At 68.9% G+C, this 13,653-nt stretch carries 13 protein-coding genes and 1 pseudogene; 3 read left to right on the top strand and 11 right to left on the bottom strand.

Annotated features, from left to right (window positions below):
- Positions 1 to 35: 35 nt before the first annotated feature.
- From ID132_RS04095 to ID132_RS04085, 3 genes are all read right to left on the bottom strand, one after another.
- Positions 36 to 1,109: a sensor histidine kinase gene (locus tag ID132_RS04095; RefSeq protein ID WP_459562433.1), complete on the bottom strand. Its 1,074-nt coding sequence runs from the start codon at positions 1,107 to 1,109 to the stop codon at positions 36 to 38.
- A 437-nt stretch (positions 1,110 to 1,546) separates the two neighbouring features.
- Entirely contained in the window at positions 1,547 to 2,281 is a 735-nt protein-coding gene (locus ID132_RS04090; RefSeq protein WP_211198262.1) for a response regulator transcription factor, read from the bottom strand.
- A 5-nt stretch (positions 2,282 to 2,286) separates the two neighbouring features.
- Positions 2,287 to 3,123 carry a DUF4956 domain-containing protein gene (locus ID132_RS04085; protein WP_193127915.1) on the bottom strand — a complete coding sequence of 279 codons (837 nt, stop codon included), beginning with the start codon at positions 3,121 to 3,123 and terminating at the stop codon, positions 2,287 to 2,289.
- 468 nt (positions 3,124 to 3,591) lie between these two features.
- Between ID132_RS04085 and ID132_RS04080 the strand changes: the two genes are divergently transcribed.
- Complete coding sequence (locus ID132_RS04080) at positions 3,592 to 3,912, top strand: DUF6504 family protein (RefSeq protein ID WP_125107194.1); 321 nt, start codon at positions 3,592 to 3,594, stop codon at positions 3,910 to 3,912.
- Between the two features lies 1 nt (position 3,913).
- The gene (locus ID132_RS04075) at positions 3,914 to 7,369 is read left to right on the top strand and encodes a DNA polymerase III subunit alpha (protein ID WP_193127914.1); all 3,456 of its coding nucleotides are present in this window, start codon (positions 3,914 to 3,916) and stop codon (positions 7,367 to 7,369) included.
- Here the strand turns inward: ID132_RS04075 and ID132_RS04070 are convergent.
- The 8 genes and pseudogenes from ID132_RS04070 to ID132_RS04035 form a co-directional block, all read right to left on the bottom strand.
- A complete protein-coding gene (locus tag ID132_RS04070; protein ID WP_125107193.1) occupies positions 7,317 to 8,120 on the bottom strand; it encodes an alpha/beta hydrolase in 804 nt (267 codons plus the stop codon). The genes ID132_RS04075 and ID132_RS04070 overlap by 53 nt on opposite strands.
- A 3-nt stretch (positions 8,121 to 8,123) precedes the next feature.
- Complete coding sequence (locus ID132_RS14640; protein WP_125107192.1) at positions 8,124 to 8,606, bottom strand: methylated-DNA--[protein]-cysteine S-methyltransferase; 483 nt, start codon at positions 8,604 to 8,606, stop codon at positions 8,124 to 8,126.
- A complete protein-coding gene (locus tag ID132_RS04060) occupies positions 8,606 to 9,097 on the bottom strand; it encodes a beta-class carbonic anhydrase (protein ID WP_125107191.1) in 492 nt (163 codons plus the stop codon). Before ID132_RS04060 ends, ID132_RS14640 begins: the two co-directional genes overlap by 1 nt.
- 151 nt (positions 9,098 to 9,248) lie before the next feature.
- Positions 9,249 to 10,181: pseudogene (locus ID132_RS04055) on the bottom strand (AEC family transporter).
- A gap of 3 nt (positions 10,182 to 10,184) precedes the next feature.
- The gene (locus ID132_RS04050) at positions 10,185 to 10,784 is read right to left on the bottom strand and encodes a helix-turn-helix domain-containing protein (RefSeq protein ID WP_193127913.1); all 600 of its coding nucleotides are present in this window, start codon (positions 10,782 to 10,784) and stop codon (positions 10,185 to 10,187) included.
- A gap of 52 nt (positions 10,785 to 10,836) precedes the next feature.
- A complete protein-coding gene (locus ID132_RS04045) occupies positions 10,837 to 11,097 on the bottom strand; it encodes an AraC-like ligand-binding domain-containing protein (protein ID WP_459562432.1) in 261 nt (86 codons plus the stop codon).
- Positions 11,098 to 11,179: 82 nt separating this feature from the next.
- Entirely contained in the window at positions 11,180 to 11,851 is a 672-nt protein-coding gene (locus ID132_RS04040; protein WP_125107188.1) for a response regulator, read from the bottom strand.
- Positions 11,848 to 12,480: a sensor histidine kinase gene (locus tag ID132_RS04035; protein ID WP_193127911.1), complete on the bottom strand. Its 633-nt coding sequence runs from the start codon at positions 12,478 to 12,480 to the stop codon at positions 11,848 to 11,850. Before ID132_RS04035 ends, ID132_RS04040 begins: the two co-directional genes overlap by 4 nt.
- A gap of 749 nt (positions 12,481 to 13,229) precedes the next feature.
- Between ID132_RS04035 and ID132_RS13570 the strand changes: the two genes are divergently transcribed.
- Positions 13,230 to 13,653: ABC transporter ATP-binding protein (locus ID132_RS13570; protein ID WP_193127909.1), on the top strand; the 424-nt coding region annotated here is incomplete at its 3' end.

The following is a 13,653-nucleotide window of genomic DNA, read 5'->3' as shown; positions in this document are numbered from 1 at the left end:
CGCGGTTACAACCGCAGCGATGGTAGAAAACCGCGTCAAGACGCAGGCGCCGCAGCCGCCGGCGCCGCCGGCAACAGCACCGTGAACACGGTGTGGCCGGGCCGAGTCGCGACCTCGAGCGAGCCGCCGTGCGCCTGCACGATCGCCTGCGAAATCGCGAGGCCGAGGCCACTCGATCCCTGGCCGGATGCGCGGGTGCGCGACGCATCCCCGCGCACGAAGCGCTCGAAAATGTGCGGGGCGACGTCGGGGTCGATGCCACCGCCAGTGTCGGTCACCGTGAGCCGCACCCAGCGGCCGCTGTCGGTGCGCGGGCCGGTCGCGCCGTCGGCGAACGACGTCGCGAGCGTCACCCGTGTGCCCGCATCCGTGTGCACCGCGGCGTTGCGCAGCAGATTGCCGAGCACCTGCGCGAGCGCCGTGCGGTCGCCGATCACCTCGAGCGACTCTGCCTCGGCGTCGAGCCGCCACTCGTGGTCGGGATACGCGACCGCGGCATCCTCGAAGCAGCCCAAGGCGACCTCGTTCGCGTCGAGCCGCACGTGCGTCGGCTGCTGGCCGGCATCGAGTCGCGCGAGCAGCAGCAGGTCCTCGACGAGCGACGACATGCGCTGCGAAGAGCCCTGGATGCGGTCGAGACTCGTGCGCTGCTGCTCGCTGAGACGCTCGGGCTCGCGGGCGGCANGCTCGGCGTAGCCGCGCACGGCGGCGAGCGGGGTGCGCAGCTCGTGGCTCGCATCCGCAACGAACTGGCGCAGCTTTGCCTCGCTCGCCTCGCGGGCGCCGAGCGCATCCTCGACGCTGACGAGCAGGCGGTTCAGGGATGCGCCGACGCGGCCGACCTCGGTGCCCGGGTCGGTGTCTTCGGCCGGCACGCGCTCGGGAATCGTGACCTCGCCAGCCGCAAGTTCCTTCTGCGAGACGCGCACCGCGGTGTCGGCGACCCGCTCGAGCGGGCGCAGCTGTCGCGCCACGAGCGCTGACGCACCGGCCCCGACGAGCGCGATGGCGACGGCCGCGACGAGCGTGTAGATCGCCGCGAGCAGCCAGGTCGTCGCGAGCACCTCATCCGTCGGCACCCCGACGACCGCGATGACGCCGGACGGCATCGAGTCTGCCTTCACTCGCACGACGCCGATGTCATCGACATCGACGGTCTCGGGCGTGCCCGGCTCGGAGTCGGCGACCGCCTGCAGCACCTGCTGCAGCTGCGCGGTCGTGAGATCGGCAGTATCGCCCGAGCCGTCGGTGTACTTCGCCTTGAGCACCGTGCCGCTGCCCGAGCCCGTGCTGAGCAATTGCACGACGATCGTGTCGAGCTGCTGGCCCGCCTGATCGAGCGGGTCGGTCTCGGGCTGCTGGCCCGACTGGTCGATGCTCGTGATGAACGGCGCGCGCAGCAGCTGGTCGAGCCGGTCGTCGAGGCGATCACTCAGGCTGCGATAGAGCACCGTGATCGAGAGCACGCCGACCGCGATCGCGAACAGCGCGACGATGCCGACGATGCTCACGACGAGCCTCCGGCGAAGGGTGCGCGGCTGGCGGGTCATGCCTCTTCGCGGATCGTGTAGCCGACGCCCCGCAGGGTGTGGATGAGCGGCGGGCGACCCGCGTCGATCTTCTTGCGCAGGTACGAGATGTAGAGCTCGACGACGCTCGTCTTGCCGCCGAAGTCGTAGCCCCACACTTCGTCGAGCAGCTGCGCCTTCGAGAGCACGCGGCGTTGATTCTGCATGAGGTAGCGCAGCAGTTCGAACTCGGTGCCGGTAAGGGTGATGCGCTCGCCCGCTCGCGTCACGTCGTGAGTCTGCTCGTTGAGCTCGAGGTCGGCGAGGCGCAGCACCGACTCGGCCTCGGCCTCGGTCGCGCCGAGGTTGCGGCGCAGCAGGGCGCGCACGCGCACGACGACCTCCTCGAGACTGAACGGCTTCGTCACGTAGTCGTCGCCACCCTCACCGATGCCTGCGATCCGATCCTCGACCGCATCCTTCGCCGTGAGGAACAGGATCGGCACCGAGTTGCCGCGCTCGCGCACCCGACGCATGACCTCCATGCCGTCGAGGCCGGGCATCATGATGTCGAGCACGACGATGTCGGGCGAGAACTCAGTGATCGCGTCGAGCGCCTGGCGGCCGGTCGCGACGACGCGCACCTCGAGGCCCTCGGCGGCAAGGGTCATCCGCAGCAGGTCGGCGAGGTATTCCTCGTCATCGGCAACCACCGCCCTGGCGGGGGTGCCGTCAGGGCGGATGAGCTGTGGGCGTGCGCCGGTTAGAGCCATGGTCATTATTTAACCTGCTCGGGCGCGGTGATGGGCGGGAGGAACACCGGCACGACCGGCTTCTTCTGGCGCGGCTTCGGGGCTGCCGGCTCGTAGTCGACGACCGGGTCGGGCTCGGGGATGAAGTCGAGCGGCAGCGTGATGGGCTCGGCGTCGTCGAAGGGCGCGTCGAAGATCGGGTCGGATGCGGGGGTTACGGAGGATGCTGCGGCTGCGGGGGTCGCTGCGGTTGCGGCGTCTGTGGTTGCGAATGCCCTGCCCGCTGATGCGGGGGTTGCGGTTCCGTACGCGGGCGCGGCGCTTGCGAAGCTTGCGGCGGCGGGTGCGGGGGTTGCGGCCGCGTAGGCGACTCGGGCGAATGCCTGGGCGGTGACGGACGTACCAACGACGACTGCGGATGCGGGCTCGGCCTCAGCCTGCGCATCCGCCTTCGCGCGGGATGAGCGGGTTGCGATCGCGAGGGCCCAGTCGAGCAGACCAGTAGCAGCGACGGTCACGAGCACCGCGGCGAGCTGCGCGAACGGCACGACCGTGGTGAGTCCGGCGGCGAAGCCGATGACGACGGCGGCCGAGGCGTAGAGCACGTCGCGGGTGCTCAGCGTTGTGAACTGAAGGTGCACGAAGCCGAGGAGGCCGGCGAGGGTCGCCGCGAGTGCGGCGATGACCTCGGCGCCCGCGGCGAGCGACGAGACCGTGAGGAGGGTGGTGGCAGCGAAGGCGAGGACGTTCACGCTGAGCAGCGGCAGGATGAGCTCGGTGCGGTGCCGACGACGGGTGAACAGGGCGAAGCTCAGCACGCCAATGGCAGCAAGGTTCGCGGTGAGAAGTAGCAGCGCGATCATGGTGAGTCCTTCCCTCGGATTTGGGGGTGCCGCTGTCGTGCGACGCTCTTAGTAAGCGGCGTGAAGCTATGCGCGAGCTATGCCGAGCGCATGGCTCGCTTAGGTGCGCATCCGGTGTTGCCCGACTCGTGCCCGTGCCCGCGATCCCCGCGCTGCCACCCCGCGCATCCGCCCACGCGTGTGATGCGGTTTTCTACGAGGGCTGCGGTTGTGGGTNGCATCGTTCGTAGAAAACTGCGTCGGAGCTTTCGCGGATGCGGCGGATGGGCGGGGCACGCAGCGCGGATGGGCGGGGCCGCGCAGCGCGGATGAGCGGGGCGGATGTGACGGGTGGGGCGGGTGTGAAAAGGGAGCCGCGCATGGGCGCGGGAGCGGCGCAGAATCGGCTAGCGGGTCGGGAGCTCGTGTCGTAGGCTACTCGTACGGTGAATCGAACAGATGTTTGAAACACTCACCCTTGGAGGACCCATGCTCATCGGCGAACCCGTCGACGTTGAACTCTCGCCGAGCGGTGCGCCCGTGCGATTTTTTTGGCGCGGCAGCACCTACGGCATCATCAGCGCACCCGAACCCTGGCTGGCCCGCGAGGCCTGGTGGCAGACGACAGACCGCGCCACCCGCGGGTCAAACACTCCCCTCGAACGTGAGATGTGGCGGGTCGACGCCGTGCCACTGCGCGGCATGCTGCAGCCCGGCGACACGAGCTTCGACCTCTGCCGTCAGCGCGACGGCAGCTGGCAGCTCGAGCAGGCATGGAGCGGCGAACTTGACGAACGGTTGTTCGCATAAGATGCCTGATTTCGTGCACCTGCACGTGGCCTCGGCGCACTCGAATCACCACGGCACCAACACCCCCGAGCAACTCGTTGCCCGGGCGGCGAGCTGGGGTGCGCCCGCCGCAGCGCTCACCGACCGCGACGGGCTCTACGGCGCGGTGCGGCACATCCGCGCCTGCATCGCCGCCGGCATCGCGCCGATCGTCGGGGTCGACCTCGCGCTCGCGCCGCAGCCGCGCGCCGAGAGCCACGGGCAGGAGCACGAACACACCCCGGCATCAGCCACCCCCACCCCCAAAACACCACCCGCCGACGCCAACCTCCCCCGCGTCACCGTCCTCGCGCACGGTGGGCTCGACGGCGCCGGCTGGGCGAGCCTGAGCCGGCTCATCTCGGCGGCGCATAAGCCGCCGCGCGGTACGCCCCCCTCGCGCGAGTGGCGGCCGAAGCTGCCTGCGTCGCGGTTCGCGCCGTTCCTCCTCGGCGAGCACGAGGTGCAGGGCACGGTGTTGCTCGGCCCGAACTCCGACGTCGGGCGCGCGCTCGTGCGCGGCGACCACGTCGTCGCGCGGGCGCGGCTGCAGCGCTGGCAGCAGCAACTGCCCGGGGCCATCGCGGTCGAGCTCGTCTGCCACCTCACCGAGCCCGGCTCCTCCGCATCCCTCGGCCACGCGGCCGCGATGCTCGAGCTCGCGAGCGAGCTGCGCATCCCCGCCGTGCTCACCAATCAGGTGCGCTATCTCGACCCCGACGACGCCCTCACCGGCGACGTGCTCGACGCGGCCGGCGCGCTGCGCCCCCTCGACGAGCTGCCCGTGCAGCCGAACGGGCAAGCCTGGCTCAAGCCGGCGAAGCGAATGCACGCCCTCGCCGAACTCATCGTCGCGCGCACCGGGCTCGGCGGCCACGCTCGCGACCGCCTGCTCGCGACCACGAGCGAGCTCGCCGAACGCTGCATGCTCGACCCCGACAAAGATGTGCGCTGGCGGCAACCGAAGACCCCCGAGCCCGAGGCGCTCGGCATCCGCGACGACCCGAACCTCGTGCTCCGGCGGCGCTGCGAGGCGGCGCTCAGCGAGCGGTTCCCCGACGCCGTCGGTGAATCTCGGCGCGTGCTCGACGTTCGGCTGCGCGACGAGCTCGGCACGATCGAAGGCTTCGGCTTCGCCACCTACTTCCTCACGGTCGCCGACGTCGCCGAACTCATCCGCGACCGCGGCATCCGCGCCCAGGCCCGCGGCTCAGGTGCCTCAAGCCTCGTGAACTACCTGCTGCGGGTGTCGAACGTGAACCCGATCGAGCACGACCTCCTGTTCGAGAGGTTCCTCGGCCACAAGCGTTCGACGCTGCCCGACATCGATATCGACGTCGAGTCGGCCCGCCGGCACGAGGTGTACCGCGCGATCTTCGCGAAGTACGGCTCGAGCCGGGTGACGCTGCTCTCGATGCACTCGACCTACCGGGCGCGTGGCGCCGCCCGCGACGCTGGCCTCGCGCTCGGCCTCGACGAGCACCGGGTCGACGAGATCGCGAAGTCGCTCTGGCGGTTCAATGCGGGCGAGTTCCGGGCCGTGCTCGAGCAGAAGCCCGAACTCGCGCAGCTCGCGACGCAGGCGCGTGGCGACCGCGACCTCAACCTACTCATCGACCTCGCCGAGCGGCTCGACCGGCTCCCCCGACATCTCTCGATGCATCCGTGCGGCGTGCTGCTCGGCAACGCAAGCCTGCTCTCGACAACGCCGGTGCAGCCGAGCGGCATCGGCCTGCCCATGAGCCAGTTCGACAAGGACGACATCGACGACCTCGGCCTGCTCAAGCTCGACGTGCTCGGCGTGCGGATGCAGTCAACGCTCGCGTACTCGGTTGGCGAGATCGAACGGCTGCACGGGCCGCAGGCGGCGGTGCGCGGCGGCCTTGCGCCCGACACCCCGTACGTGTCGGCGCAGGGCAAGCTCGTACTCGACGAGATCCCGAAAGACGACGAGGCGACGTTCGAGCAGATCCGCACGACGCACACGCTCGGCATGTTCCAGATCGAGTCGCCCGGGCAGCGGGAGCTCATCGGCAAGATGCAGCCCGACGTCTACGACGACCTCATCGCCGACATCTCGCTGTTCCGCCCCGGCCCGATGAAGGGCAACATGGTCACCCCGTTCCTCGAGGTGAAACACGGCTTCGCGACGCCGAACTGGCTGCACCCCTCGTTCCGCCCGTTCCTGCGCGAAACGTACGGGGTCGTCGTCTACCACGAGCAGGTGTTGCGCATCCTCCACACCTGCATGGGCATCTCGCTCGCCGACGCCGACGAGCTGCGGCGGCGCATGGAGAAACAGGGCGAGGACATCGAGGAGCTATTCCGCACGAAGACCCGGCGCAACGTCGACGAGCGCGGGCGACGACGCTTCACCGATGCGCAGATCGACGCGATCTGGGAGGTGCTGCGCGGCTTCGGCTCGTTCGGTTTCTGTAAGGCCCACGCGGCCGCCTTCGCGCTGCCCACCTGGCAGAGCGCGTGGCTGAAGACCCACTACCCTGCCGAGTTCTTCGCGGGCATCCTCACCCACGACCCGGGCATGTACCCGAAGCGGCTGCTGCTCGGCGACGCGCGGCGCATGGGAGTGCCGATCCTCCCCATCGACGTCAACGCCTCGACACGCGAGTTCGTCGTCGAGCGAGTGCGCGCGACGCCGCCGGGATGGGCAACGCGGCGAGGCGACCTCGGCATCCGACTCGCGCTGAGCGACATCCGCGGCATCACCGACCCCGAGATCGACCGCATTCTGCAGCAGCGCCCCTACGAGTCACTCGGCGACTTCATCGCCCGCGCCCGCCCCTCGCGGCCACTCGCCGAGCGGCTCGCGCTCATCGGCGCGCTCGACTCGCTCGAGTCACAGACGCTCACGCGCGGCGAGTTGCTCGCGGCCGTGCGCCGCGCGCCGCGCGCGAAACCGCGAGAGACCAGCCCGGATGCGCTCGAACTGCCGCTGCAACTCCACGGCTCCCACGCGGCGGTCGAGGCGAGCGGGGCGCCCGAACTCGACTCGCGCGAGCGCGTGCAGGCCGAACTCGAGGTGCTCGCGCTCGACCTGTCGGAGCACGTGATCGACGGCTACCGGCCGTTGCTCGACGAGCTCGGGGTGACGCCGGCCGAGCAGCTCGCGAGCCTGCGCGGCGGCGCCGAGGTCATCGTCGCGGGCGTGCGCGTCGCGACGCAGACCCCGCCGATGCGCACCGGCAAGCGGGTCGTGTTCATCTCGGTCGACGACGGCACGGGCTGCGCCGACGCCGCGTTCTTCGACGAGGCACAGGAGCGCAGCGGCGACGTGCTCTTCGGCACCCCCCTGCTACTCATCCACGGCACCGTGCGACGCACCGGCGAGCGTGGGGTGTCGGTACAGGCCGAGTCGGCCCGCGACCTCAAGCGAGCGTGGGAGGAGTACTCGCTGCTCGCGCAGCATCGCGTTCCATAATCGCCCGTAGCTCGCGGTCGATGATGTCGTGCACGCGGCGGTCGGCGAGCAGCAGATTGTGACCGAGCGCGCGCACCGTGCGGTTGCGGCCGTTCGGCAGCACGCCCGGATAGCCGACGATCTGGTCGTAGAGCGGCATGATCGAGGTGATGCGCGCATCCACCTCGTCGCGCATCGACAACGCGAGCTGCATCGGCGTGCCGGCGCGCAGGCCGATCATCTCGCGCGCGATCGGGTTTGAGCCGTGGATGTACCGAGCCGCCTTCGCGCCCGCGAACGGCGACGAAATCGCGACGGCGCCGATCGTGTGCTCGCCCACGAAGTCGTCGAGCAGCACCTGCTTCGCGATGAGCCCGCCCTTCGAATGGCCGACGAACAGCACCCGCCCGTACTCGGGATGCGCGAGCAGCGCCCGCTCGACGATCGCGGCGAGCGACGCGACCGACTTGAGGTTCCAGCCGAGCTGCGGCAACACGATGACGCGATAGCCGCGGTCGGACAGCGCGTCGAGCACCGGCCGCATGTATCGCCACGGCGTCGACAGACCCGCGAGCACGACGACGGCCGGGCCGCCGTCACGCCAGCCGCGTGACCGCGGCGAATACCGGGTGCGCACGCCCGCCGACGTCAGCAGCGGGGCCATGCCGAGCAGCCCATCGAGCTGGTGGAGCGTCCAAAACGCGCTGTCGACCACGACCGAAATCGTCTTCAGCCGCGCCCAGCGCAGCCGTTGCCGCCAGGGTTTCGCCACGCCTCAGTCACGCACCTCGAGGTCGAGGAGCGCGCGCTTCATATGCTCACCGCCGCCGTAGAGCCCGACATCGCCGTTCGAGCGGATCACCCGGTGGCAGCCGCCGAACAGCGGCAGCGGGTTATGTGAGCAGGCGGTGCCGACCGCCCGGGCCGCGCGCGGGCGGCCGAGCCGGTCGGCGAGCTCGCCGTAGCTGTACGTCTCGCCGTAGGGAATGTCGACGAGCGCGCGTTGCACCTCGCCGCCGAAGCCGTCGGAGGCCTGCGACCAATCGAGGGTGACCTCGAAGCGCTCCCGCTCGCCAGCGAAAAACTCCCCGAGCTGGGCGACGCCGCGCTCGAGGTGGGCCTCTGCGATCTCAGAGCCGACGTGCGGGCCGAAGCCGAGCGGTGCCGAGCCGGGTAGCCAGACGCGGCAGATGCCCGCATCCGTTGCCTCGACCCCGACCTCGCCGATGAGGCTGTCGACGACCCGCGCTGCGAACACTAGCCAGCCTCGACCTCACGGAGCAGGCCGGTGTCGACGTCGGCGACAAAGCCGCGCACGTTCTTATGCTGAATGAACGGCGACTGCATGATGCGCCGAATCGACTCGCGCACCGAGGCATCGACGTCCTTGAACGACTCGGCCTTCCAGTGCGCCCGCGCGCCGGTCTCACGCATGAGCAATTCGTCGAATTCGTCCTCGCTGAAGGTCGATAGACCGCAGTTCGTGTGGTGAATGAGCACGACTTCTTCGGTGCCGAGCATGCGCTGCGAGATCGTGATTGAGCGGATCATGTCGTCGGTGATCACGCCGCCCGCGTTACGAATGATGTGCGCCTCACCGAGGTCGAGGCCGAGCATCGGGAAGATCTGGAGGCGGGAGTCCATGCAGGCGACGACGGCGACCTTGCGCTTGGGTCGAAGTTCGCGCGGCCCCGGGTAGCCCTCACCATAGACGCGGTTTGCTTCGAGCATCTTGTCGGTTTCCGACATGAGCCTCCCTTTCGTGTGGCCGCTGGCGCGATTGACCAGTCGGGCTAATCGTACGCGACGGCTGGCGGCCGGTAGGGCTGCGCAGCCGGGCCACCGCGAGCCGGGCCGGCCAGCGCATCCGCCCGCCCTCTCGCCGTGAGCGCGGCGCGCGCTACGGGTGCAGCAGCAGCGTGACGACGAGAATCACCGGCACCGACAGGATGGTCGTGAGCAGGATGCTCTCGCGCGCGAGCGACTCGCCGACGTGGTAGTTCGCAGCGTAGTTGTAGATGTTCTGGGCGGCCGGCAGCGCGGCGGTCACGACGACGACGAGGACCATCGCGTCGTCGAGACCGAAGACAAACTTGCCGAGGAGCCACGCGAGCACCGGGTGCACGAACGATTTGAGCACCGTCGCGGTGAGCACCTGTCAGCGGTTCTTGCCGCGCATCGGCATCGCGTTGTCGTGAAGCGACATGCCGAACGCCATGAGCACGGCGGGCACGCTGATGCCGCCGACGAGCTCGATCGGGTCGAGCAGGAAGTTCGGCACGGGCACCGAGAAGATGTTGAGCAGCAGGCCCGAGAGCGCGCCGATGACGACGGGGTTCGTGAACGGGCGATAGAGCATCTGCCACCAGCGCAGCTTCGGCGCCTGCGGGTCGCGGCCCGCGATGTCGAGCACCGAGAGCATGACCGGCGCGAGGATGAGCTGCTGCACGAGCATGACGGGCGCGACGAGCGTGCCGTCACCGAGCACGTAGACGGCGATCGGAATGCCGAGGTTGCCCGAGTTCACGAAGCTCGAGGCGAGGGCGCCGACCGCCGAGTTGCCGATACCCCAGCGGAAGATGATCGCGATGACGACGAACACCGCGGCCATGACGACCATGCCGATCGCGGTGACGAGAAACTGGCCGCTGAAGAGCACGTTGAGGTCGACGCTGAACATGAGGCCGAACAGCAGGGCCGGTGTCGCGACGTTGAACGCGAGCTTGTTGAGCATTTCGCGGCCGCGGTCACCGAGTAGACCGACGCGCTGCATGATGAATCCGACGAGAATAATGAGGGCAATGACGCTGAAGCCTTCAAGTACTCCCGTCACGCACTACTCCCTGTCGATGCTGCTGCGCCGCAATTCGTCGAGTGCCGTCTTGCGGTATTGCCGCGGTGAGACACCGTATGCCAGCTTAAACGCATTCGAAAAGTGGGTCGCGTCGGCAAAGCCCCAGCGCTCGCCCACAGCGCGAATCGCGTCGGTCAGTGCCGGGTCAACGAGGTCGCGGCGCGCCATCTCGAGGCGGCGCTCGCGAATCCAGGTCGACACCGAGGTGCCCTGCTCCTTGAACAGCGAGTGCAGCGTGCGCACCGAGATGAAGTGCGCGTCGGCGATCGTCTGCGGCGTGAGGTCGTGGTCGGACAGGTGCGCCATGATGTAGTCGCGTACCTCCATGAGCTGTGCGAGCTGCGCGTTCGCGCGGGTCGGCGCTTCAATGCCGAGGCGCTCGGCGACGGCCGCCGCGATGAGGTCGACAACGGTGTGGGCGAGCGCGAGGCCGCCGTGGCCCAGCAGCACCGACATGTCTTTCGCGACGCCCGCGAGCATCGGGCCGGCGACGCGGCCGATGCCCTCATCGGCGGGCACCTTCATGCCGGCGATCTCGATGAACGCGCGCGGCGGCAGCGTGAGCAGCTGCTGCGGCACCATGATCACCATGTACGTGCCATCGGCGAAGTCGCGGTCATATGGCAGCGCAGTGTCATAAATCGCAAAGTCGCCCGCTTNCGAGCACCGAGTCGCGGCCGAGCTGTCGCAGGCGCGACTGGCCCTCGATCTGATTGACGACGGCATAGAAGGGGTCGCCACCCTCAGCGAACAGGCGCGACGATCGGCCAGAGGAGTGCGGGGTCGACGTGATCGTGAAGAAGCGAATGCCGCCGACGACCGCGGCGCGGATGCGCGCCCGATACTTCTCGGGGTCGGGCGCCGTGACGGCCATCGGTAACAGCAGCTGGGTCATGATGTGACCCCACTCTTCGACGCCGACGACCTCGAGGTCGGTGACCGATTTCTGCGTCATTGCTGCTTCCTTCTCACGTGCACTACCTGTCTATATAACCGCTTTCGTAGGCCCAAATCACAACGTGCACGCGATCTGGCAACCCAAGTTTGTCGAGAATCCGACCAACGTGGGTCTTTACGGTGACCTCCGCAAGGAACAATTCCTTCGCGATTTGCGCATTCGAGACGCCTTGCACGAGTTGCGCGAGCACATCGCGCTCGCGGTCCGTCAGGTGGGCGACCAGGGCATCCCGGTCGGCCGCCGCGGTCTGCTGCGGCCGCTCGGTGGTGAGTCGGTGCAGCAGCGTGCGCGTCATGCTCGGATCAATAATCGCATTACCGGCGGCCACTGTCCGAATCGCGCGGATCAGGTCCTCCCCCGGTGCGTCCTTGAGGAGGAAGCCCGAGGCGCCGGCGGCGAGCATCCGCACCGCGAAATCTTCGGAGTCGTACGTCGTCAGCGCGAGCACGCGGAGCTCGGAGCGCTCGCCCGAGTGTTGCAGCAGTCGCGCGGTCGCCTCGATGCCGTCCATGACCGGCATGCGCACGTCCATCAGCACGACGTCGGGCCGCAGCTTGAGGCCGAGGTTGACGCCGTCGCGGCCGTTCTCGGCTTTGCCGACCACCTCGATGTCGTCGACGGACCCCGCGATGAGCGCGAGCCCCTCGCGCACGAGCGACTGGTCGTCAACGATGAGAACTCGGATGGTCATGCTTGGCCCTTCGATGCAATGGCGGGGATGGGGATGCTCGCGAGCACCTCGAAGCTCGCGTCGCTGGTGGTGACGCGCAGCACGCCGTCGAAGAGCTCGACGCGCTCGCGCATGCCGGCGATGCCGCGTCGGTCGCTCGACGGGGCGTCGGCACCGTCGGTGCACGAGTTCACGGCGCGCAGCAGCACCTCGCGGTCGCCCCAGCGCAGTTCGATCTCGCCGCAGCAGCCGGGCGCGTGCTTGAGCATGTTCGTGACTGCCTCTTGCGCGACGCGGTAGAGCGCGAGTTGCATGCCGGCGGGCAGCTCGACCGGGGTGCCGTACTCACGGTAGGTGATGCCGGATTCGGGAGCATCACCGACGCGCACCGCCTCGACGAGGTCGCGGATGTTCGCGACGCCGCGCGCCGGGGCGTCGTCCTGGGTCGCGTCGACGTTGCGCAGCAGCAGTTTGACGTCGCCAAGGGCGCCGCGGCCGGTGTCGCTGATCTTGCCGAACAGCTCGGTCGCGAGCTCCGGCTTCTCACGCGAGGCCAGGCGGCCCCCCTCCGCCAGGGTCACGATCGAGGCGAGCGAGTGGGCGATGATGTCGTGCATTTCGCGCGAGATGCGGCTGCGCTCATCCGACACGGCTAGCTCCGCCATGCGGTGTGCATCCCGCTCCATCAATTCGGCGCGCTCCTGCGCCCGCACGACTTCGACGAGCTGCTGGCGGCGGAGCATTCCCAGGGCCCACGCCGCGATGAACGCGATGGCGATCACGACGGCGAGCAGNGAACGCCTGCAGGCGTTCGCGGAAGTTGGTGACGGATTCCGGCTGCATGCTGAAGGGCAGCGACGTCATCCACGGCGTCAAGGTCTGTAGCGCGACGACCGCGATGGCGAGCACGGGCGGCACGGCGCAGGTCCAGCGCAGCTTTCTCGCGCCGAACGCGGCCATGCCGAAGACCCCAATGAGCGTCACGCCGTAGACGATGACGTCGAAGTAGTAGGCAGCCGAGAAGTACTGAATGCCGCTGAGCACCGTCGTGCCCCAGAGGAACACGAGCGGGGCCGAGCGGCGCACGCAGAGCAGGGCAATGACCGGGTAGTAGAGCACCGTCGGCACCGACATGCCCCAGCTGCCGAAGAGCAGAAACAGGACGCCCGCCACAACCGCACCGACCGAGTCCGTGAGCAGCACGCGCATCGGCCGCTCACGGGTGGCGATAAAGGTGTCGAGCATGCCCCCAAGCCTAGGAGTAAGGGCCCTCCTCCTCGGGTATACATCCGTTGGTTGGGGGTCGTCCAACCGGACGAGACTTGCGCACCATGTGAGCCGCACCCCGCGGCTTCTACGTTCGAGTTGTCAGCAAATTCACCGCTCTGAAGGAGCTCCCATGACCACGCAACCGGCCGTCGTTTGCCGCGGCCTCACGAAGACGTACGGACAAGCGGATGCGCAGGTACACGCCGTTGCGGGTGTCGACGCCGCGTTCGCCCGCGGTGAGTTCACCGCGATTATGGGCCCCTCGGGCTCTGGCAAGTCGACGATGATGCACCTGCTCGCGGGGCTCGACTCCCCCACGAGCGGCGACGTCGCGATCGACGGCCAATCGATCGTCGGCATGCCAGATGCGAAGCTCACGAAGCTGCGCCGCGACCGGCNCGTGTTCCAGTCGTTCAACCTCGTGCCGACCCTCTCGGCGCGTGAGAACATCGAGCTGCCGGTGCGGCTCGCTGGTGGCCACGTCGACACCGCCGCGCTCGAGCGCCTCGCCTCGCAGCTCGGTATCGTGGACCGCCTGAAGCACATGCCGCACG

The organism is Gulosibacter sediminis, from assembly GCF_014904065.1.
Lineage (GTDB): Bacteria > Actinomycetota > Actinomycetes > Actinomycetales > Microbacteriaceae > Gulosibacter > Gulosibacter sediminis.
This window is presented reverse-complemented; position numbering and strand designations above follow the sequence as displayed.